At 54.9% G+C, this 18,956-nt stretch carries 19 protein-coding genes; 13 read left to right on the top strand and 6 right to left on the bottom strand.

Annotation, left to right across the window (positions count from 1 at the left end; genetic code table 11):
* The first annotated feature begins 94 nt into the window (after positions 1-94).
* From CSTAT_RS00845 to CSTAT_RS00885, 9 genes are all read left to right on the top strand, one after another.
* Positions 95-1,171 (top strand): tartrate dehydrogenase, encoded by a 1,077-nt coding sequence (locus CSTAT_RS00845; RefSeq protein WP_066839189.1) that lies wholly within the window; start codon positions 95-97, stop codon positions 1,169-1,171.
* The gene (locus CSTAT_RS00850) at positions 1,171-2,292 is read left to right on the top strand and encodes a glycerate kinase (protein WP_075722147.1); all 1,122 of its coding nucleotides are present in this window, start codon (positions 1,171-1,173) and stop codon (positions 2,290-2,292) included. Before CSTAT_RS00845 ends, CSTAT_RS00850 begins: the two co-directional genes overlap by 1 nt.
* A gap of 175 nt (positions 2,293-2,467) precedes the next feature.
* A complete protein-coding gene (locus CSTAT_RS13970; protein ID WP_419186558.1) occupies positions 2,468-2,719 on the top strand; it encodes an Abi family protein in 252 nt (83 codons plus the stop codon).
* Entirely contained in the window at positions 2,652-3,407 is a 756-nt protein-coding gene (locus CSTAT_RS00860) for an Abi family protein (RefSeq protein ID WP_075722149.1), read from the top strand. The genes CSTAT_RS13970 and CSTAT_RS00860 overlap by 68 nt, the downstream gene beginning before the upstream one ends.
* Before the next feature lie 63 nt (positions 3,408-3,470).
* Positions 3,471-4,892 carry an AMP nucleosidase gene (amn, locus tag CSTAT_RS00865; protein WP_075722150.1) on the top strand — a complete coding sequence of 474 codons (1,422 nt, stop codon included), beginning with the start codon at positions 3,471-3,473 and terminating at the stop codon, positions 4,890-4,892.
* 130 nt (positions 4,893-5,022) lie between these two features.
* Positions 5,023-5,679 carry a biliverdin-producing heme oxygenase gene (locus CSTAT_RS00870; RefSeq protein WP_075722151.1) on the top strand — a complete coding sequence of 219 codons (657 nt, stop codon included), beginning with the start codon at positions 5,023-5,025 and terminating at the stop codon, positions 5,677-5,679.
* Between the two features lie 309 nt (positions 5,680-5,988).
* Positions 5,989-6,489 (top strand): ferritin, encoded by a 501-nt coding sequence (locus CSTAT_RS00875; RefSeq protein WP_066839198.1) that lies wholly within the window; start codon positions 5,989-5,991, stop codon positions 6,487-6,489.
* Between the two features lie 158 nt (positions 6,490-6,647).
* A complete protein-coding gene (locus CSTAT_RS00880) occupies positions 6,648-7,112 on the top strand; it encodes a cytochrome C biogenesis protein (RefSeq protein WP_082869451.1) in 465 nt (154 codons plus the stop codon).
* Positions 7,113-7,183: 71 nt separating this feature from the next.
* Positions 7,184-7,777: an HAD family hydrolase gene (locus CSTAT_RS00885; RefSeq protein ID WP_075722152.1), complete on the top strand. Its 594-nt coding sequence runs from the start codon at positions 7,184-7,186 to the stop codon at positions 7,775-7,777.
* Here CSTAT_RS00885 and CSTAT_RS00890 read toward each other — a convergent pair.
* Positions 7,774-8,976, bottom strand: coding sequence for an ROK family transcriptional regulator (locus CSTAT_RS00890; RefSeq protein ID WP_075722153.1), 1,203 nt, complete (start codon positions 8,974-8,976; stop codon positions 7,774-7,776). The two genes, CSTAT_RS00885 and CSTAT_RS00890, sit on opposite strands and share 4 nt — an antisense overlap.
* A gap of 129 nt (positions 8,977-9,105) precedes the next feature.
* Positions 9,106-9,840, bottom strand: coding sequence for an NAD-dependent deacylase (locus tag CSTAT_RS00895; RefSeq protein WP_075722154.1), 735 nt, complete (start codon positions 9,838-9,840; stop codon positions 9,106-9,108).
* 26 nt (positions 9,841-9,866) lie between these two features.
* Here CSTAT_RS00895 and CSTAT_RS00900 point away from each other — a divergent pair, with 26 nt between their 5' ends.
* Both CSTAT_RS00900 and CSTAT_RS00905 read left to right on the top strand, forming a co-directional pair.
* Positions 9,867-10,430, top strand: a complete 564-nt coding sequence (locus CSTAT_RS00900; protein WP_066792127.1) for an LOG family protein — start codon at positions 9,867-9,869, stop codon at positions 10,428-10,430.
* Between the two features lie 65 nt (positions 10,431-10,495).
* Positions 10,496-12,157 (top strand): DUF885 domain-containing protein, encoded by a 1,662-nt coding sequence (locus CSTAT_RS00905; protein ID WP_075722155.1) that lies wholly within the window; start codon positions 10,496-10,498, stop codon positions 12,155-12,157.
* Positions 12,158-12,179: 22 nt separating this feature from the next.
* Here the strand turns inward: CSTAT_RS00905 and CSTAT_RS00910 are convergent, their stop codons facing one another.
* Complete coding sequence (locus tag CSTAT_RS00910; RefSeq protein ID WP_075722156.1) at positions 12,180-13,814, bottom strand: HNH endonuclease signature motif containing protein; 1,635 nt, start codon at positions 13,812-13,814, stop codon at positions 12,180-12,182.
* 113 nt (positions 13,815-13,927) lie between these two features.
* A complete protein-coding gene (locus CSTAT_RS00915) occupies positions 13,928-14,389 on the bottom strand; it encodes a LysE family transporter (protein WP_075722157.1) in 462 nt (153 codons plus the stop codon).
* 98 nt (positions 14,390-14,487) lie between these two features.
* Here CSTAT_RS00915 and CSTAT_RS13725 point away from each other — a divergent pair, with 98 nt between their 5' ends.
* Complete coding sequence (locus CSTAT_RS13725) at positions 14,488-14,604, top strand: winged helix-turn-helix domain-containing protein (protein WP_283117165.1); 117 nt, start codon at positions 14,488-14,490, stop codon at positions 14,602-14,604.
* 115 nt (positions 14,605-14,719) lie between these two features.
* On the opposite strand, the gene CSTAT_RS00925 is transcribed toward CSTAT_RS13725, so the two are convergent.
* Positions 14,720-15,775, bottom strand: a complete 1,056-nt coding sequence (locus tag CSTAT_RS00925) for an AbrB family transcriptional regulator (RefSeq protein WP_066792131.1) — start codon at positions 15,773-15,775, stop codon at positions 14,720-14,722.
* A 64-nt stretch (positions 15,776-15,839) separates the two neighbouring features.
* Here CSTAT_RS00925 and CSTAT_RS00930 point away from each other — a divergent pair, with 64 nt between their 5' ends.
* On the top strand, positions 15,840-16,610 hold the full coding sequence (locus CSTAT_RS00930; protein ID WP_075722158.1) for a TSUP family transporter: 771 nt from the start codon (positions 15,840-15,842) through the stop codon (positions 16,608-16,610).
* Here the strand turns inward: CSTAT_RS00930 and hrpB are convergent, their stop codons facing one another.
* Positions 16,611-18,956 carry an ATP-dependent helicase HrpB gene (gene hrpB / locus CSTAT_RS00935; protein ID WP_075722159.1) on the bottom strand — a complete coding sequence of 782 codons (2,346 nt, stop codon included), beginning with the start codon at positions 18,954-18,956 and terminating at the stop codon, positions 16,611-16,613.

Consider the following 18,956-nt stretch of genomic DNA (forward strand, 5'->3'; position numbering starts at 1 on the left):
TATGTGGGGCAATGAAAATAGGTCTTGGACTTCCCTTGTTTACGAACTTTAAATGGAATGTGTCAGCAGTCACTTTAAGAGCAAGGAAAAGCACATGAGTTCGCAAACATTTGAAATCGCATCCATCCCCGCCGATGGCGTCGGCCACGAAGTTGTCGAAGCAGGACGCGACGTCCTTGATGCCCTGGCAAAGAATTCCGGTGGCGCCTTCTCATTCGACTGGAAGGATTTCGACTGGGGCAGCGAATACTACGCCCGCACCGGCCGCATGATGCCGGAAGATGGCCTGGACCAGCTCAAAGACCTCGATGCCATCTTCTTCGGCGCTGTGGGCTGGCCAACCGTGCCTGACCACGTGAGCTTGTGGGGCCTGCGCATTGCTATCTGCCAAGGCTTTGACCAGTGGGCCAATATCCGCCCAGTCAACTTCCTGCCAAATGTGGAATCACCAATTGTCGATGCGCATGAGCGCAACCTCGACTGGATCGTCGTTCGTGAAAATTCTGAAGGCGAATACTCTGGTTTCGGCGGACGTAATTTCTCCGGCCGCGACGGCCTGGGCGAAGTAGCCACCCAGGCAGCAGTGTTTACCGAGGTCGGCTGTGAGCGAATCTTCCGCTACTCCTTTGAACTCGCGCGTACTCGCGACCGCAAGAAGTTGTCGAAGGTTACCAAGTCCAATGCGCAGCAGTACGGCATGGTGCTGTGGGATGACGTCTTTGATCGGGTGGCCCAGGACTACCCAGATGTAGAAACCGAATCAGTGCTTGTCGATGCCATGGCCGCCAAGTTCGTCCTCAATCCCGAAGACCTTGACGTGGTGGTTGCATCGAACCTGCATGCCGATATTCTTTCCGACCTGGGCTCCGCCATGGCAGGTTCTTTGGGTCTGGCCGCAAGTGCGAACCTCAACCCAGAGCGCCGTTTCCCATCGATGTTCGAGCCAGTCCATGGCTCCGCGCCAGATATCGCTGGCCAGGGCATCGCGAACCCAGTTGGTCAGATTGGTTCCGCAGCGTTGATGCTCGATCACTTTGGCCTGGATGTGGAAGCTAAGCGAGTGCGCTCAGCGATTGAAAAGACATGCGCTGACGGTATCCGCAGCCGTGAGGTAGGAGGTAATTCTTCGACCAAGGATATTACGGCCGCCATCATCGACAACCTGGCCTAATGTCTCAGGTCCTCATCTGCTGCGATAAGTTCAAGGGCTCCGCCACATCGGCAGCAGTATCCCAAGCTTTGGCTACAGGCTTGGAGCAGGCGGGGCACAAGGTTTCTATCGCACCGCTTGCCGATGGCGGCGACGGCACCTTAGAAGCCTTCGACTCCTTGGGCTACCAACGGGTCTCTGCACAAGTGCGTGACTCCAGCGGCGACATCATCATCGCAGAATATGCACTCAAAGATTCCACCGCAGTCATCGAAATTGCTCGCGCTTGTGGCTTGCATGATAGACAGCCAACCTCGGAAGCTGCCGTGCAGGCAAGCTCCTGGGGAGTAGGTGATCTGATTGCTTCAGCTGTCGATGCCGGCGCTCGCCGCATCATCATCGGACTCGGCGGAAGTGCGACAACCGATGCTGGTTTCGGCATGGCTCAAGCTTTAGGCGTGCAGTTCTTCAATTCCGCGGGCGCGGAAATAACACAGGTCAGAGACTTAAACCTCGTGCACAGCTTCAGTCTGGAAAAGCTCGACCCGCGCCTTGCTGAGGTAGACTTCATTATCGCATCTGATGTGCGCAATCCCTTGTATGGAACCAATGGCGCTGCCGCTATCTATGGTCCGCAGAAGGGACTAAGCGACACCGACGTTATCCGCGTTGATGCAGCGATCAGGCACTTCGCCACCGTGGTTGAAAAGAGTGGCGAAGCGCAGAGCCCCGGAGCCGGTGCAGCAGGCGGGCTAGGTTTTATGGCGATGGCGCTTCTCGATGCCGAGATGCGCTCCGGCGTCGACATGATCCTCGATGAAACAGGTGGTGAAAAACTCCTCGACGAAGCTGATTTAGTCATCACCGGCGAAGGCCGCATCGATACGCAAACCTTAAGCGGCAAAGCACCAACTGGCATCTCCGAGCGCGCACATGCCCGCGGCATTTCAGTCGTTGCTGTGTGCGGACAGAATTCATTGCCGGAGGCATCGTCAAGCACTCTTTTTGAAGCGATCTACGCTCTCACCGACTTTGAGCAAGATATATCTGAGTGCATCCACAACCCGTTGCCCATCCTCGAGCGCATAGCTTCCGACATAGCTTGTAACCACCTTGCCGACGATCGTGACAAGTCACCCTAGAGCTGATATTCTTTATATCAACATGGCGCCCCGCTCTCTTTGAGAGTTAGGGGCGTTTTCTAATTCGGGTTCAAAGAAGTTGTCTGAATGAACATATAACCTTTTCAGCATGAGTAACTATCGTAAAAAGTACTTAACTATCGATGAACAAATCGAGCTTCTTAAGAGTCGGGGAATGGTTATCAATGACCATGATTATGCTTCGCGTCTGCTCTCAAGGGTTGCCTACTACCGGTTGAGCGGATACTGGTACCCACAAAGAATAATCACAGGTGGAGTTAGGAAAGATCAATTTCTTCCAGGCACTACGCTTGAGTCAATTGAAGCAATATATCTATTTGATAAGGATCTAAGGATCCATGTTTTTAAAGGTATCGAAAATAGTCGAGGTTGCCTTAAGGGCCGCTTTAGGAAATGTGATCGGTAAGCACGGAAGCATGGCTCATACAGATCCAACGATATTTCGCACTAAATTTTCCGGTTATGATAGGTCACGGGGATTCTACGACCCGAAGTCCAACAAAAATAATGACTCACATCAAACCACTATTGATAGCTTGGCGCGAAAAACTCGCCGCGCTAGACACGATTTCGTTCAGCATATTAAAGATAAATATGGACTTCCATTGCCGGTATGGGTAGTTACTGAAGTGATAGATTTCAGTGATCTTTCTAAATTATACGAAGGGCTTTTGGAAGAAGATCAGTGGAATGTTGTGAAGAAATTTAACTTCGAGGACGTACTCGATAAAAATCCTGGAGGAGCCTCCAGAAAATTTGTAATCACGCTAGCGAATTGGCTTGAGGTGTTAACCTTCACGCGCAATTCTTGTGCTCACCACTCGAGAATGTGGAACGCAAACTTTACGCGTCAGATTTCTGCGACAAAGTTGCTTCCAGCAGAAGTGGAACACTTATCTTTAACTACTGATGCTCAAAGAGCACGAATTTATCCGGCATTAGTTGTGATTGCATGCATCATTAAAAGAATTGAACCTAATACTTCGTGGCATAGGGAACTAGTCACGTTGATGAACAAATTTGCAGAGACAGGACGTAACGAAGGCGAGATGGGTTTTGTGGACAATTGGCGGACCGAGTCCGTTTGGGCGTAGGCGTCTCAACTCCAGAATCAAAGTGCAATCACGAGGTGTGAGGAACGTAGCTAGGATTGCCCTATGAGCGATTTGCAGCATGCCCACACGGTAGAAGAGGCCATTGAGCGACTAGTTCAGCTGTACGATTCTTCGTGCGAGTTGGCAAGAAAATCCCTGGAGACAGGCGATTATGATGCTTACCGGCACGTGGTCTATCCGAAGATTGTGGTCGATGTCCGCGAGTGGAGCCCCATCGACCGTTCACAGCCTTTTGGTTACGTCGATGAGGCAGGTCGATACAGTGCGACGATTTCTAAGCCCTATGTCATTCGTGACTATCTGCATGAGCAACTGACGCGACTGACGGAGAATTACCCCTGCGATATCTTCGTGGGTCAATCAGATGTGCGAATTCCGCCGGAGTACATCCGCAATATTGGGGATACTTCAGAAGCGCGCCGGGCGGGTGATGTTGCGGATGCAATTCCGCGTCCCACCTTGGATGAAGTCCACGACGCCATTATTGATGGTGAGTGGGACGCTTTCCACGGCGAAGAAAAGCCGCTATTTCATTTCGGGCCGCAGCGCTTCGATATCGCGTGCGCGCGCATTGAGCATTACACCGGCATTGAAATTGATACGGTGCAAAAGTTCATCCTCTTTACTAACTACGCCATCCACACCACCGAATTCGTGCGCTTTGGTTTAAGCCAGTTAGCTCAGGAAGACTCGCGCTACACGTCGATGGTGCTGCCTACCGGGGAAACGCTGCATTCTGATGATGCGGTCAATGTGGACTGTGAGCAGCTCACGCTGACCTCACGTTTTCAGATGCCACGCTTTGACCTGGTTACCGCCGCGGGTGATGGCATCACCATGATCAATATTGGTGTCGGGCCTTCGAATGCGAAGACCATTACGGACTGCTTGGCTGTCTTGCGTCCAGAAGCCTGGATCATGATTGGCCACTGCGCCGGCTTGGATGGACGCATGCGCATCGGGGACTTAATCCTAGGCAATGCCTATCAGCGTCAAGACAACCTCTTGGATGGATACGTGGGCTCTCATAACCCGATTCCCGCCATCCCTGAGGTGCAGCGCATGCTGGAGGCGTCCGTCGATGAAATTTACGGCACCAATAAAACTCTGATGCGTACTGGCACTGTGCTTTCCACCGATGACCGCAATTGGGAGTGGCGCACGAGCCGGCAGCTATGGGAATGGTTAAAGGCATCCACTGCGGTGGCCGTGGATATGGAATCCTGCACGATTGCTGCCAATGGCTACCGTTACCGCGTTCCCTACGGCACGTTGTTGTCCGTATCGGACTTGCCGCTGCATGCGGTTCCAAAACTTCCGGCACAAGCGCAGGCATTTTATTCGAACTCTAAAGAGGCTCACGTGATGTGTGCAGTGCGCACGGTCGAGCAGCTGGCGGATAACCCGCAGCGGCTGCATACGCGTAAGTTACGCCGGACTATCGGTGAGGTGCCCTTCCGCTAAACGCGGGGTGCAACTTTCGGAGGAACTTTAGCCCGGGCATTGCGCTTTAGGTAATCCTAACCTTATAGTTGGGTTCAATTGCATCACCGATTGTCCCAGAAGAAGGGATATCTCTTAAAGGAGAACAACCATGACTGTTACAACCTCGCAGCCATTGTCCGCAGTGCTGAAGGAAGCTACCGCCACCGCGCATGAGGATGCAGAAGGCTCCCGCTTTATGGAGGAGCTGTTGGGCGGAAAGCTCAACACTGAAGCGGTTGCTGAATTTACCGGTCAGTTGTGGTTTATTTACGAAGCTTTGGAACGCGCCGTTCGCGCAATTGAGGACCATCCGCTGGCGGACTCGATTGTTGACCGTCGTCTCGAGCGTCAGGTGTCCCTGGAGGCTGACCTCGCAGGCCTGTACGGTGCGAACTGGCGCGATGCTATCCGTATCCTGCCGGCGACCATGAGGTACGTCTCTCGTTTGGAAGAGCTTACCGGCACCGGCGATCCGGTACCGGTGATCGCTCACCACTATGTGCGCTACCTTGGTGATGTTTCTGGCGGTCAGGTAATCGCTGCTCGGTTGGGTGCCTACTACGACATCGATCCAGAGTCATTGAACTTCTATGACTTCTCCGCTATTGGCAAGATTCCTCCATACCGTTCGAGCTACCGTACGGCCCTGGATGAGCTGGATCTAAATGAGGAACAGCGCGAGAATCTGCTGGAAGAGGCTCGCATGGCTTTCGGCTTCAACTCTGGCGTATTTGCTGATTTGGCTAAGCGGCACTGCGCTCAGTAAGGCGGACGTGCTGTGTCGGGCGCGGGTATCGAGTGAGAAAATCAACTCGGCACCCGCGCTTTTTCTATCTTGGGCACCCTTGCCGCTCCCCTGAAATTGGGTAGACGGAAGTTTCATAAAATCGTTATGAAGTAAATGCTATCAAATCTGCATGATTAAAAACGTGTTATTACCTGAGTTTTTGGGTGAATTATCTTAGGGTTTCCCAATTTTGGCTGGCCTAACCTACGTGGCGCATAATCTCCAAACGCTTTAAAGTTGGTACCTGAACGCAGCGCACGAAAGAAAATACGAGGAAAGAGGAAGAATATGAACGAGAAGCTCATCACCGCAATCAACAACCAGGTCACCAACGAGCACCAGGCTGCAATGATCTACACCCAGCTCGGCTACGAGATGGACGATCTGTCCTTCCCAGGCATGCGTGATTGGTTCATGGCTCAGGCAGAAGAAGAGCGTGAGCACGCTCAGAAGTTCGCTGACCATTTGCTGGCTCGCGGCTACCGCGTTGAGCTCGGTGACATCACCATGCCTTCCCTGAAGGCAGCAACCCCACTCGATGCTTTCGAGGCATCTTACGCTCACGAGCAGAAGGTCTCCGAGGATATTCGCGAGATCGTCCGCATCGCTGACGAAGTTCAGGACTTGGACTCCCGCTCCATCTTGAACTGGTTCATGAATGAGCAGATTGAGGAAGAGGACACTGTTTCTGAAATTATCGACCAGATCAAGCTGGTTGGCAACGACGGCGCTGGCCTGCTACGTATCGACCGGGGCCTATCTTCCCGTCAGCCTGCAATCGACGCATAAATCCGCTGCCGATAAATAGATAGTCCCGCCCATTACTTACTCTTGAGTATGTAGTGGGCGGGTTTATTTGTGAAGTAGTTCATTGAATCAATAACATCTCGGTATATTTATGCAGATTCTCTTTCATTTACCCGATAAGGAATGGAAGAATACTTGCTATGTCACCAAAGCAAAAGATCGCGTTGTGTGCGTTCCTCATTAGTTTGGGGTTTGCCATGTTATGCGGAGCAACCCTCATGGTTACCCAAGTGGCCTTGGGGACCTTTCTTTTCGCGTTTTCCCTCATGCTCTCCCCGTTAGCCGCCATTTTCATGCTGCTGGTTAGCTGGTACATGAATGTCGGTTCTATTTCGAAGGCCCTCTTTGGCTTGAGTGGAACATTGGTGTTGGCGTCTTTGGCTTTTGCCGTTTTCACCCCCTTTGGCACGCTGCCGAGAATCAGCATTCCTGTGTTTATGGCCGGTACTGCAATTGGCGTCGGGGCGGTCTTACTGGTCAGCCCCTATGCCAAGCTAGGCGGACCTTTTAAGGTGTTCCATCCGCAATCTGGCACCGCAGTTACGACCACTGCACCTTCTACAACTTCCAGATCTTCGCAAAACCATCAGATGATCGGAAGCTGATAAACGCGCTCATGTTTCATTAAACTGGACCAGCACACGCCAATTGGCAAGGAACTGGTTAGAATCTAAACATGAGTACGAGAGTGTTATTTGACCTCTACGGGGTCTTCCTTACCCGCGGGGTAGAGGACTCTCTACTGCACATCACTGATGCGGTCAATGCAGAGGTGGCTCAACAATTTCGAAAAACATACTTGGAATTGCGCCCCGAATTAGAAGCCGGGCACATTAGTGATGAGCGGTGGTGGCAGCAACTCGCGTTGCGGTCCGGGGTCGACAATGGCGAAATCTCCGAAATTGCTCGTGCTTTAGAATCCACCTTTGAGCTCAGTGCCGAAGGCCTGGAGATGGCTTCTAAGGTCATGGATGCCGGCTTTGTCACAGGACTTTTCGCCAATATTTCACCCGGCCTGGCACAACTGGCCCGCGAAAGATTTGCTTGGATAGAAGACTTCGCTGCCGTTATTTTCAGCTGCGATATAGGAGTATGTAAACCCGACGCGGCAGCCTTCGACGTAGCGGTGGAATCTCTCGGCGCAACGGCCAAAGACACCGTGTATTTCAGCCCCACGCAAGAATTCGTCGATGCCGCACGGCAGATGGGCATCGACGGCTTTGTGTATCAATCGCCGCAGCAGGTCTTTGAGGTGCTGGACGCTCTCTAGCCTCGCAGCGAAGCGCGACGACGCGGGGTCGGAGCCTCTGCCGGTGGCGAGCTAGGCTGTAGGGACAAAGGCACGCGCAGAAGTGGGTCTAGCGCTACAGCGCGCGCAATCGCGCGGACAATCTCCTGGTGAGTTGGGATCAAGCGCAACTGCAGGGCATGAATATCGGCGCCATCGCGACGCTCGGCGATGAATTCACGGATATGAGAAGCAAAGAGCTTTGCGGCACGAGGGTCATCAATAAACGCCGATCCTGCCAAGACCACGGTCACAGGATTGTGCTCAACTACAAGGTCAGCGGCGATGGACGCCAAAAGACGTGCGCGTTCATCCAGGATGCTGCGTGCTGTCTCATTGTCTTCTGCGACCTCAGCGGCTTCAGACAAGGTGTTGACGTGAATATCGTCGACAGCCAAGGCGTCCAAGACAGCTTGGGTGGACACGTTGTCTTCTGATGCGGCATCTTTTAAGTTGAGTAACTCTGAAGAAATCGTTGGTAGTGGCACCAGCTGGGAGACGCCCTCTTTGGTGGATAGGGCAGCGCCAGTGGAGTCATCAGCGAAGAGAACCAATACGTTTTCTTGCTTATCTAATTCCGCGCTTTGGGTTTCCGAGCCCAAAATCGCCGGAATGGCAGAAGAGACAACCACCGGAACATTGAACTGGTAGCGCAGTCGCTCAGCGATGTCTACGCCTTCCCAGCCCAGGTTCGAGGCCCATACGAGGCCGTCCTCATCGACGTTGCCCGAGGTAGTCACGCCGACGGAGACTAAGGTGCGCGAGATGCCAGTGGTGAGACGGTTTACGCCAGCCATGATGTGCTCGATGAAATCGGATTCGCTCAAGCGTGCAACCGGGGTCGCGATATCGTCTTCGCGCAGAGTGCGGCCCATGGTGTCGAATAATGCAATGTGGGTGCGCGAGGTGCCAATCGCGATACCGGCCAGGATCCACTTGCTATCAGCTACCTCTAAAGGAACGGTAGGACGTCCACGGCCCCGGGTGCGGGTGAGGTCGGTGCGTTCCTGCACCAGGCCAGCCTCTAATAACACTGCAGTAGCGCGGGTAATGGTGGGCTGAGATAGTCCAGTAGCCTCTACTAATTCGCTGCGCGTGATGATCGGATTGAGTCGCACCAAATGCAGGCAGCGCGCAGCAGGAGTTTGCGGAGGGGTAAAGACTGGACCTGGCTTAATCATGAAGTCATACTAACCTGCCTAGACCGCATTGTCTAACAACGTCGACCGAGCTGTCTACAGAAATTCAATATTTTAGATTCAACCTGCGTAAACCTGCGGGTTGTGAGCGATAGACCAAGTGGTACAGGTTTATAGATCCAAGATCTTTGGCAACGCTTGTGCTGCTGTGTCTTCCATCCACACCGTGGCAAGGTCCGTAAGCTCACTGCGCTGCGGGGATATCTCAATGATCGGCGTGCCCCGGCGGTGTGCAAGGGTCGGAAGTCCCGCCGCCGGCCATACGGAACCAGAGGTTCCCACGATGACTACAGCATCGGCCGACCGAATATTCTCTTCTGCCTTTTGCCAATGGTCCTGCGGCAGGGGCTCCCCAAACCACACCACGCCAGGGCGGATGGAACCGCCGCAGTTTCCACAAAGTGGTGGAGAAAGTCTTTCAACCGGGGTGTTCGGAAGCTCTATATCCTGCGGGTAGGGAAGGCGGCAGGAGGAACATCGGAAAGCGAAAAGCGATCCGTGAAGGTGTGCAACATCGCTGGATCCGGCACGTTCATGCAGGTTATCAATGTTTTGGGTCGTAACAGACACTGTGCGGGATAAGTTAGCAATCGCCTGGTGACCGGCATGTGGCTTAGCCTTTTGCGCCAGATGTGCGCGCCACAAATACCACGCCCACATGGGCTCCGGATCCCGTTGCCATGCCTCAAGCGAAGCCATATCCTGCGGGTTTACCCTTTCCCACAGCCCGGTACGCGCATCACGGAATGTGTCCAGGCCGGAATCAGCCGACATTCCGGCGCCAGTGAAAAAGTGCACGTGGGAGGCCGCATGAATGATCTCACGTGCTTGAGCCACGGTAGTCATGCTTGTCAGCTTATATGCTTTAAGGCATGAAATCAGTCGCTATTTATTGTGGATCTTCTATGGGAAGCTCCCCGCGGTATGCGGAGGTAGCCAAAGAAATGGGCGAGGAGCTGGCGCGTCGCAACCTGCGGGTCGTTTACGGCGGCGGCAATGTGGGGCTTATGGGCACGGTGGCTGATGCTGCGTTGGCTGCTGGAGGGGAAGTCGTCGGCGTTATTCCACGCCAGCTGATTAATCGGGAAATGGCGCACGCGGGGCTGACTGATTTAGAGGTGGTCGACACCATGGCGCAACGTAAAACTCGCATGGAAGAGCTTGCCGATGCCTTCGTCTGCCTGCCCGGCGGTGTGGGCACCTTGGAAGAAGTGGTGGAGGTGCTCACCATGCAGCAGCTTGGACACGTCCAAGGGCCGGTGGGATTGGTTAACGTCGATGGGTTTTGGGAACCTTTCGTGCGCACCTTGGAGTCGATGGTGGCTTGTGGTTTTGTGCAATCCCGCTACATTGATGCCATAGCGTTATCTTCGGACCCAGCGGAGATTCTGGACGAATTTGCTGGTTGGAGTCCAATTGGCGCCAAATGGAGCTGATGTGGACACGCCACGCCGTGGTTAAGGTGTGCACGCTGCATTATTGAAAGATAGACTTTGGCGATATGAGTTCTGAGCACCAACCTGCTCGCGAGCCATCCTTATTGGATGCCTCCTGCGATAATTTTCTTGCAGACCTAGCGAAGCTAAGCCCAACGGACGCAACCGAATGGGGCATCGAAGGCTACGAAGGCGACCTGCAGGACTTTTCTCCTGACTACTTCACCGCGGTTGCAGACCGTACCCGTGAGATGGTCGCGGATCTAGACGCGCTAGATGACAGCACCGATGAGTCCGACGATGATGACGATTTTGATGACGTAGATTATGTCACCGCAGCAGTCCTGCGTGACCGTTTGTGCCTGGAGCTGGACCTGCACCACCACGGTGAGGATATTCGTAATCTCAATAACATTGCCTCCCCGGTACAAACGATCCGCGACACCTTGCTGCTGATGCCGCACGATACCGCTGAGCAAAAAGACGCAATTCGCTCTCGGCTGTCCAAGGTCGAGGCAGCGCTTCAGGGCTATCGCGAATCTTTGGTAGAAGCTGCTAACCAGGGGATGGTTCCACCAACTCGGCAGATCAATGAAGTTATCGGCCAGTGCAATGCGCTTGCCGATGCCTCCTCGATGCTCGACGAACTCGGCTTAGAAGAGGGCAACGCAGAGGTCGAATCCGCGAAGACAGCTTTCGATGACTTCTCGGGCTGGCTTTCGGCAGAACTACAGCCTTCTTCTTCTAACGAAGATGCTGTGGGTCGTGAACGTTATGCCCGTTTCTCGAAGCTTTTCGTCGGCGATTCTGTTGACCTCGATGAGGCTTATGAGTGGGGACTGCATCGTCTGCAGGAAATTCACGCTGAGCAGCTAAAGCTTGCTGAGGAGCTCTACGGTCCTGGCACCGCGCTGCGCACGGCGGTACGCAAGCTCAACGCCGATGAGCGCTACCAATTGCACGGCACTGATGCGCTCGTGGAGTGGATGCAAGGCGTTGCCGACAAGGTCATCTCCAACCTCAATGGCACTTACTTTGATATCCCCGAGCAAATCCAAACCATTGAGTGCAAGATTGATCCAGCCGGCACTGGCGGCATCTTCTACACTCAGCCGACTGAGGACTTCTCCCGTCCTGGTCGTATGTGGTGGTCGGTTCCTGCAGGCCAGGAAATCTTCCACACTTGGCAAGAACTGACGACTGTCCACCATGAGGGTGCGCCGGGTCACCACCTGCAGATTGGTACCGCGCTTTTGGAGTCCGACCTGAACTCCTGGCGTCGTAACGCCTGCTGGAATTCCGGACACGGCGAAGGCTGGGCCCTGTATGCCGAACAACTCATGGCGGAGCTAGGCTACCTCGAAGATCCTGGCTACCGCATGGGACTTTTGGATTCCCAGCGCCTGCGCGCTGCACGTGTTGTCGTAGATATCGGACTGCACTTGGGCAAGAAGACCCCGGACGGATCTGGCATCTGGGATAAGGCACACATGAAGTCGTTTATGCGCGAGAACACCGCCATGGACGACGCGAACCTTGCTTTTGAGGTTAATCGTTATCTGGGCTGGCCAGGTCAGGCACCAAGCTATGCCATCGGTGAGCGCCTGTGGCACAAGACCCGCGATGATGCTGTCGCCCAAGGCATGACTACGCGAGAGTTCCACTCTGAAGCACTAGCGTTGGGTTCTATCCCGATGTCAATTTTGCGTGAGACCATCCTGGATTAATTCGTCAATTTTGCGAAATCCTTTAAAAGGGTGGTTCTTCGGCCGTGGCATTTTCTTTCTTCTTTCGCCACGGCCGTTTCCAATTGTGCGGTAAGCGGCATGCGACCTTAGCTTTGTATTTGAACTCTTCTAACAGGTTTTCCGGTACAAGGCTTGCGAGTCTGTCGACTTGTTCCTGAACCCTGCGCTCGATTTCTTCCTTTTCAGCCGCGACTAGCTTCTTATGCACTCGCACCCACCCAGCGATGTCATTCGGTGGGGTGAAGTTGAGCCCCATTATGTTAGCGGCTTCGATGAGCATAAAGACGTTCGGACTTATCGATGGTGGGAACGGTTTGGTGAAGTCACCTTCGCGAAGCCAAGCTTGGGCAAGTTTGACATCATCGACCCACGTTTCATCCAGTAGGTCTTGGAATTCTTGCTCGCGCTTATCTGCGGCGGCGCGCTCGTGATACCAGTCATCGATTTCTTGGGCCTGCTCATGTGCACGTTCTTGCGCATTTTTGCGCCGTGCGACAATCTTTTGAGCGAAAGACTGCAGCCAATTCTTCGCCCCGCGCCCAATCGGACCATCTTGCGCGGAATCCGAGACCCAAGTTCCATCTTCGAAAATCCAGTAAATGACGTCCGAGATAGGGTCGACGATGTAATGCGCACGAGTATCGGTCTTGACGTTGTGGTGGTGTTGGCACAGTGCGAACAAGTTTGACGGCGAGGTCGGTCCACCCTCATCAAAGTTGTGGCGATGGTCGAGCTGGCAGTGCTGGGCTGGTACTGAGCATCCAGGCCAGCGGCAGGTGCCGTCACGGCCTTCGACGAATGTCCGTATCGCATCCGTTGGGCGGTAGCTAGCGGTTTCTGCAGTGGCAGCGGCGTCCATGTCGATGAAGGTGGCGTCTTCCCGAAGCCGCTCGACGGTTTCTGGTCCGACCCAACCCACGCCTTGCAGGTACGCCGGTACCCCCTCCAGATCTTTTGCGGTAAATAGCACTAGCTTGGTCTGAACCTGCTTGGCGTCAAGCTCTCCGGATAAGATTTTGAGAATTGCTTCAGCACGGCTGATACCTAATTCTCGCGCTGTGGCTTTTACGCTCTCGTGAGCGGTCTCGATTTCTTCGTGCGGAGCTTCAATAGTTAGCGATGAGGCGTTTGCGCTCACCTGGGTTTTGGTGAATCGCCGTTGTGGGCGTGGATCTTTAACGGGAATGCGGTCATCGAATTCGGCGACCATTTGGCGCACGCGTTGCCCAATATTTCTTGGGCTGGGTAGGTGTTGATTGGCTGTTCGTGGGGTGAGGTAGCTGGTGATTTTGGCATCCAGCTCGGTAATCACTTCGGGCTCAGGAGTGGCGCCAAGCTTTGATAAGGCGGTATCAATTGCGATAATGCGTGGAAAATCTAAATGCCAGTGAGTGGTGATGGCTTTATGGAGTTGCGGTAATTCAGTGGTTAAGCGCTGTAAAGCGACGAGGATTTTAATAACGTTATCGGGGGATTCGCCCGCCTGACGGGCATATTTTTCGCTAACTAATTCGCTATCTTCTTCGAAGTCTGGAATGAGCTTTAACCAAGCTTCATACTCCATGCTGCGGGTGGTGGAATAAAGTTGGGATAGTGGATTCTCTGGATTGTTGACTGCATAGAAACACGTACTCATCGCATATCCGTTCAACTAGAACACATTTTCTAAACTTGATGATATAGCCATTCAGGATTTCCTTCCAGTCGAACAAGATAACGAGTCCAAAACATTTACAGTTGCCCCAGGCGCTAGGTGGTGATGGTTTGTTCAATGCCGAGTCCGATGCCGGACAGGATCCGCACTGTAATGGCAACTTTGGGACGGTTAGCCAAGGCGGTGGCTTCGCCATATTCGCCGGCCAGGTAAACCGCCGCGCAACCAATGATGTGGATAACACCGAAAACTAAAATCTGCGCGCTAACCGGTGGCGCGGCTGCCTGCCTGGTGAAGTGAGGCAATAGCGCCAAGAAAGCAAGTAGGTCTTGGGGTTTAGTAGATTGATGCCCATGGCTTGGATGAGCAGGCGGATGCTGGGCTACATTCATCTTTACTTGGGCTGAAGGTGCTTCGCGTAGTGTCTGAATGCCGAGCCACACCATGTGTCCTACGCCAGTCAGTGTTAACGCAAGCATGGCAGTGTCAGATGCGGTCATAATAACGGCGATGCCGGCGGCAACAATTAATGTCGCGGTGATATGCTCGCCGAGCACGCCCCTTACCGACCAGCGACCAGGCCATCGGGTTATTTCCCATGGACGCTATAGACATGAAGATTCTTTCAATCTTAGGTAGGGATGGGCGCGCGACGATGACAGATATTGCCGCGGAATTAAACCTCAGCCTCTCAGCTTGTCATCGGCGATTTCGGGATTTCGAGGCTGTTAGGGCAGCCGGGCTCCCAGCTGCATATCGCGGCGGAGTGTAAGAATGCTTTTCAGCAGCTTTACGATGAGGTATTGTCCCAACTTCCTGGCATTCGTCGTTTAACCTCAACGCTGATTATGAGTACCGTTGTGCCGCATCAGATGCTGCAGTCGCTTTCAGGAAGTTTTGCCCCGGCCACGAAATAGGACCCTGAGGATATGCGGCAGGTAGGCCGCGACGGTAAGAACCAAGATGAGGCGGATAATCTGCAGGGAGACCACGATTGGGCCGGCGCCGCCTTCAGAGGAAAGTGCCAAGACGGTTTCTAGGGCACCTGGGCTGGTGGCGAGGTAGGCCTCGAAGTAGGTGATGTCGAAGACCGTCATGACTGGCACTGCGAGGGTCGCGCAGGAGCCTAAGATGAGTGCGATGAGACCAAAGGTTGCAGGCAGCTGGCGTCCAAAGTGTCGCAGCGTGGGCATGGAAAGTCCACCGCCGCAGACCCAGCCGATGGATAGGAAGGCCATGATGCGGAATATTTCGAGCGGCTGCATGGTGACGGCGTCGGGAAGCAAAAAAGACACCAGCACGGTGAGCACAACTGGTCCCATGACTGAAGCCACGGGGATGCGTAGCTTTTGGCCTAGAGGTTCGCCGAATGCTGCAATCGCGACGATTAAAAGTATCACCCACCATTGCGTATTCGCGTGGAGTGAGGCATCGGTATCGCCGGATGGATGCGGCATAAACGTTACTAGCAGCGGCAAACTAACGGAGACGCACAACAGGCGCAGGTACTGAGTGAGGGCGACGTAGCGGAAGTCGGCTCCTAATTCATCGGCAAGCGGCGGCATCATCGACGCACCACCGGGCAGAAGAGAAAGCACGCCGGTCTCGCGGGAAATTGCGCCCTTTTGCATCTTGGCCAGCAATAAGCCGCCCACCATGCAGAAAGCGATGGAAGCTATGCCAACAGCGATGCCCATGGGGACATACTTGATGAGCTGGCTTGCCGATGACAACGTCAACGGCACCGCCGCCATAATTCCAATGAACCCGCGTGAGATGCCATAAAAGTGCTTGTTGACCGGCATATCACGTTGCGAAATCAGTGCTGCGGCACCCGATGCCACAATAGCTGCGAGAATCCATGCCGCGGGCACATTGAGCCAGTCAAAGAGAAAACCCAGCACTATCGATGCCGGGACCACGACTAACCAGCGGAAATCCATGTGCCTGCCTTAACCATTGGCGTATCCAAGACTCTCTAGGGTATCACCGGTTTATAGTAATGCCATGGAACTAGAGCTTGCGCAGTGGGCGCTTTTGTTGGGCGGCGCCGCAGTTGCGGGTTGGGTGGATGCTGTTATCGGCGGCGGGGGACTAGTGCTTATCCCGTTGATTATGGCGGTGATTCCCGGAGTCGCGCCTGCCACGGCACTGGCGACTAATAAACTGGCTGCGGTATCGGGCACGGCATCGGCCGCTTTTACGCTGATGCGCACGGTGCAACCGCCGATGAAAGAGACTTTAAAATTAGGGCTCATCGCGGGTATTGCGTCCGGCGTCGGTGCGCTTGCAGCGACTTTGATGCAAGAAGAATTCATGCGCCCGCTAATTATCGTGCTGCTGCTCGCAGTGGGTACCTTCGTGGCTTTCAAACCATCGTTTGGCACCGGCAACTCTGATGGCGTGCGCGGTGGTTGGCGCACGTGGGCAGCCCTTGCGGCCTGCGCTGGTATTGGATTCTACGATGGCATCTTTGGTCCCGGCACCGGCATGTTCCTCATCATGAGCTTTACCGCTATCTTTTCGCAGAATTTCATTAAATCTGCTGCCATGGCCAAAGTAGTTAATACGGCGACAAACCTCGGTGGCCTCGCCACATTCATTATCGGCGGGCACGTGTGGTGGACGCTCGGTATTGCCTTAGCCATTGCGAATATCGCGGGTGCGCAACTGGGAGCGCGCACCGTCCTTGGTGGCGGCACCAAATTGGTGCGCTACGCGCTGCTTACTTTAGTCGTGGTGATGTCGGTGAATCTGGCTTACCAACAGTGGTTTTAGCTACATTCGGTTCTTGGTGCGGGCGGTGGCTTGAGCTGTCCACGGATCTTCCGGCCAGGGATGCTTGGGATAACGCCCGCGCATATCGGCGCGTACTCCGGCATAGGGGCCAGACCAAAAACTCTTTAAATCATCGGTGACTGCCAGTGGTCTTCCAGCAGGGGAGAGCAGATGAAACTGCACGCGTACCCCGGCGCATTCAGGTGACTCACTAAGGCCGAAACACTCTTGCAATTTCATCCGGGCGACGGGGCGTCCAGTCGAATAGTCGATCCGCGGATGCGAACCAGACGGCACTGATAATCGTGCGGGCGCGAGGTCCTCGAGTGAGTTCGCCTCGGGCCAGGGCATGAGACGCTGTAGCGCCTGGTACATATCTATTTCCTTGGGCGAGGCGCCATGCGCCATGGCATCGAGTTCAGGACCCAGCCAGTACTCTGGGTCAGAGGATTCCACGTCGGGCCACGGTTCACCAAGCTGCGCATGCAAGAAATTCAAACGCTCGCGCAAAGACTGTGCCTTGCCAGAAAAGGTGAAGAGGGATAGGCCTTCGGTGCGGATGCCATCGGCAAGCGCGGCGGAAGCCTGCTCTGGTGGAACCTTAACTGGCGTGCTGGACAACTCGATGGCCCCTGAACGCTTAATCGCGCGGCCCTGCAGCTTGCCGCCGGTGAAGGTCGCGGTAAGAGTTTCTTCGACGCCGATGATGTCGAGGGCGTCGCGTTCGGAAATGGTGGCTGCCGCGCGAATGACTGAGCCTGCCTTGCCCGCGCCGGTTTTAGATACGCTGACCTCAGCGATTGAGAGCCATTCACTTGCCCGCAAGGCGTTATATTCTGGCGGCAGCCAGGCTCGGGTCCCGGAAGCCAAGAGGTAGTCAGAATCGGAAACTTTCTTGGCTATGCGCTGCGGAAAGGCCAAACCGGTGATGACGCCGGGATCCTTGCTGCCGGAAGAAGTGGAACCTTTCACCAGGCTGCGTAGGCGCTTGACCTCGCGCTGGGGTGGTTGGGCCGTGGCAATATTGCCCGAGGGGGAGTCGGATAAAACCGCGATGGTCTCTGCCGCCTGCGGGCCGCATTCGAGCAGCGCGCGGCCAAGGCGCGGATGCAGCGGTAGTTTGGACAACCTGGTGCCCAGCGCGGTGATCGTGCCATCCTGAACTGCGCCGATGTCGGTGAGTGCCTGCTGTGCCTGCATCCAGGCATTATGCGGTGGTTTGTCGGGCAGTGGGAAGTCCGCCCCGCCACCCCAGGCTGCAATGAGTAGTGCGGCCTCAGTGAGATCGGAGGTCGCTATTTCTGGAGTGATGTGCGCGGCCGCATGCTGATAATCCGATTGGGAATAAGCACGGATCACGGTGCCAGGTCCTTCACGCCCGGCACGACCTGCGCGCTGATCCACCGTGGATTGCGCAGCGGAAATAGTGACCAGCCCGGTCATGCCACGGGCAGCGTCACGGCGCGGCACACGTGAAAGGCCGGAATCGATCACCGCGCGCACACCAGGCACGGTCAGGGAGGATTCGGCGATGGAGGTGGAGACCACGATTCGCGGGGTATCGGAAGGCCTGAGTGCCTGATCCTGTTCGGTAGAACTCAGACGGCCGTGCAGCGGCAGCGCGCCGGGAATCTGCATACAGACTTGCTCAACTTCGCGCACGCCAGGGACGAACACGAGGACGGAATGGCCGGTCGTTTCCCGCGCTAATTGTGCCTGCGTGGCCAAATGCGTGAGAAATTCCCGCGTGCAGCCAGCGCGCCCGGGGTGCGGGGCGTAGTGCGTATCCAGCGGATAGGTCACCGCCGGGGTATCCAGCACGGAAGCATTCATCAAATTTGCGAAATGCTGCGCATCTAAGGTGGCGGACATGGCGACGATGGAGAGGTCATCGCGAAGCTCTGCTAATTCCAACAGCATGGCTAGCACCAGGTCGGTGTCTAATTGGCGCTCGTGGACTTCATCGATAGCTACGGCGTTAACGCCGGTGAGCTCGGGGTCGGTGAGTAGGCGCCGCAGCAGTACGCCCGGGGTCATGAATTCCACGTGTGTGCCTGGGTGGTGTTCGCCGCGGATACTAAAGCCGACCTTGTCGCCGATACGACTGCCATCGAGCTGTGCCAAACGCCGCGCCGCAGCGCGCACAGCCACGCGTCGAGGTGCGGTGACCAGCACTTTGCCGAAATGATTCGCGAGCGCCGGCGGCACCAGGGTGGTCTTACCGGTACCGGGCGGAGCTTGCACAACCAGGCGGCCGGTCTGCGCGATAAGCTGTGGCAGCCGGTCAATATCGTTGGCAACGGGCAGGCCCTGGCCAATCGCGGAAAGATTAAAAGCAGAAGACAT

This window comes from Corynebacterium stationis, from assembly GCF_001941345.1.
In the GTDB taxonomy this organism is placed as follows: Bacteria; Actinomycetota; Actinomycetes; order Mycobacteriales; family Mycobacteriaceae; genus Corynebacterium; species Corynebacterium stationis.

Excerpts from the sequence above, each read along its gene's own strand:
- CSTAT_RS00845 (WP_066839189.1), top strand. The coding sequence starts at position 95 with ATGAGTTCGCAAACATTTGAAATCGCATCCATCCCCGCCGATGGCGTC.
- CSTAT_RS00850 (WP_075722147.1), top strand. The coding sequence starts at position 1,171 with ATGTCTCAGGTCCTCATCTGCTGCGATAAGTTCAAGGGCTCCGCCACA.
- CSTAT_RS13970 (WP_419186558.1), top strand. The coding sequence starts at position 2,468 with ATGGTTATCAATGACCATGATTATGCTTCGCGTCTGCTCTCAAGGGTT.
- CSTAT_RS00860 (WP_075722149.1), top strand. The coding sequence starts at position 2,652 with ATGTTTTTAAAGGTATCGAAAATAGTCGAGGTTGCCTTAAGGGCCGCT.
- amn (WP_075722150.1), top strand. The coding sequence starts at position 3,471 with ATGAGCGATTTGCAGCATGCCCACACGGTAGAAGAGGCCATTGAGCGA.
- CSTAT_RS00870 (WP_075722151.1), top strand. The coding sequence starts at position 5,023 with ATGACTGTTACAACCTCGCAGCCATTGTCCGCAGTGCTGAAGGAAGCT.
- CSTAT_RS00875 (WP_066839198.1), top strand. The coding sequence starts at position 5,989 with ATGAACGAGAAGCTCATCACCGCAATCAACAACCAGGTCACCAACGAG.
- CSTAT_RS00880 (WP_082869451.1), top strand. The coding sequence starts at position 6,648 with ATGTCACCAAAGCAAAAGATCGCGTTGTGTGCGTTCCTCATTAGTTTG.
- CSTAT_RS00885 (WP_075722152.1), top strand. The coding sequence starts at position 7,184 with ATGAGTACGAGAGTGTTATTTGACCTCTACGGGGTCTTCCTTACCCGC.
- CSTAT_RS00890 (WP_075722153.1), bottom strand. The coding sequence starts at position 8,976 with ATGATTAAGCCAGGTCCAGTCTTTACCCCTCCGCAAACTCCTGCTGCG.
- CSTAT_RS00895 (WP_075722154.1), bottom strand. The coding sequence starts at position 9,840 with ATGACTACCGTGGCTCAAGCACGTGAGATCATTCATGCGGCCTCCCAC.
- CSTAT_RS00900 (WP_066792127.1), top strand. The coding sequence starts at position 9,867 with ATGAAATCAGTCGCTATTTATTGTGGATCTTCTATGGGAAGCTCCCCG.
- CSTAT_RS00905 (WP_075722155.1), top strand. The coding sequence starts at position 10,496 with ATGAGTTCTGAGCACCAACCTGCTCGCGAGCCATCCTTATTGGATGCC.
- CSTAT_RS00910 (WP_075722156.1), bottom strand. The coding sequence starts at position 13,814 with ATGAGTACGTGTTTCTATGCAGTCAACAATCCAGAGAATCCACTATCC.
- CSTAT_RS13725 (WP_283117165.1), top strand. The coding sequence starts at position 14,488 with ATGACAGATATTGCCGCGGAATTAAACCTCAGCCTCTCAGCTTGTCAT.
- CSTAT_RS00925 (WP_066792131.1), bottom strand. The coding sequence starts at position 15,775 with ATGGATTTCCGCTGGTTAGTCGTGGTCCCGGCATCGATAGTGCTGGGT.
- CSTAT_RS00930 (WP_075722158.1), top strand. The coding sequence starts at position 15,840 with ATGGAACTAGAGCTTGCGCAGTGGGCGCTTTTGTTGGGCGGCGCCGCA.
- hrpB (WP_075722159.1), bottom strand. The coding sequence starts at position 18,956 with ATGTCTTCTGCTTTTAATCTTTCCGCGATTGGCCAGGGCCTGCCCGTT.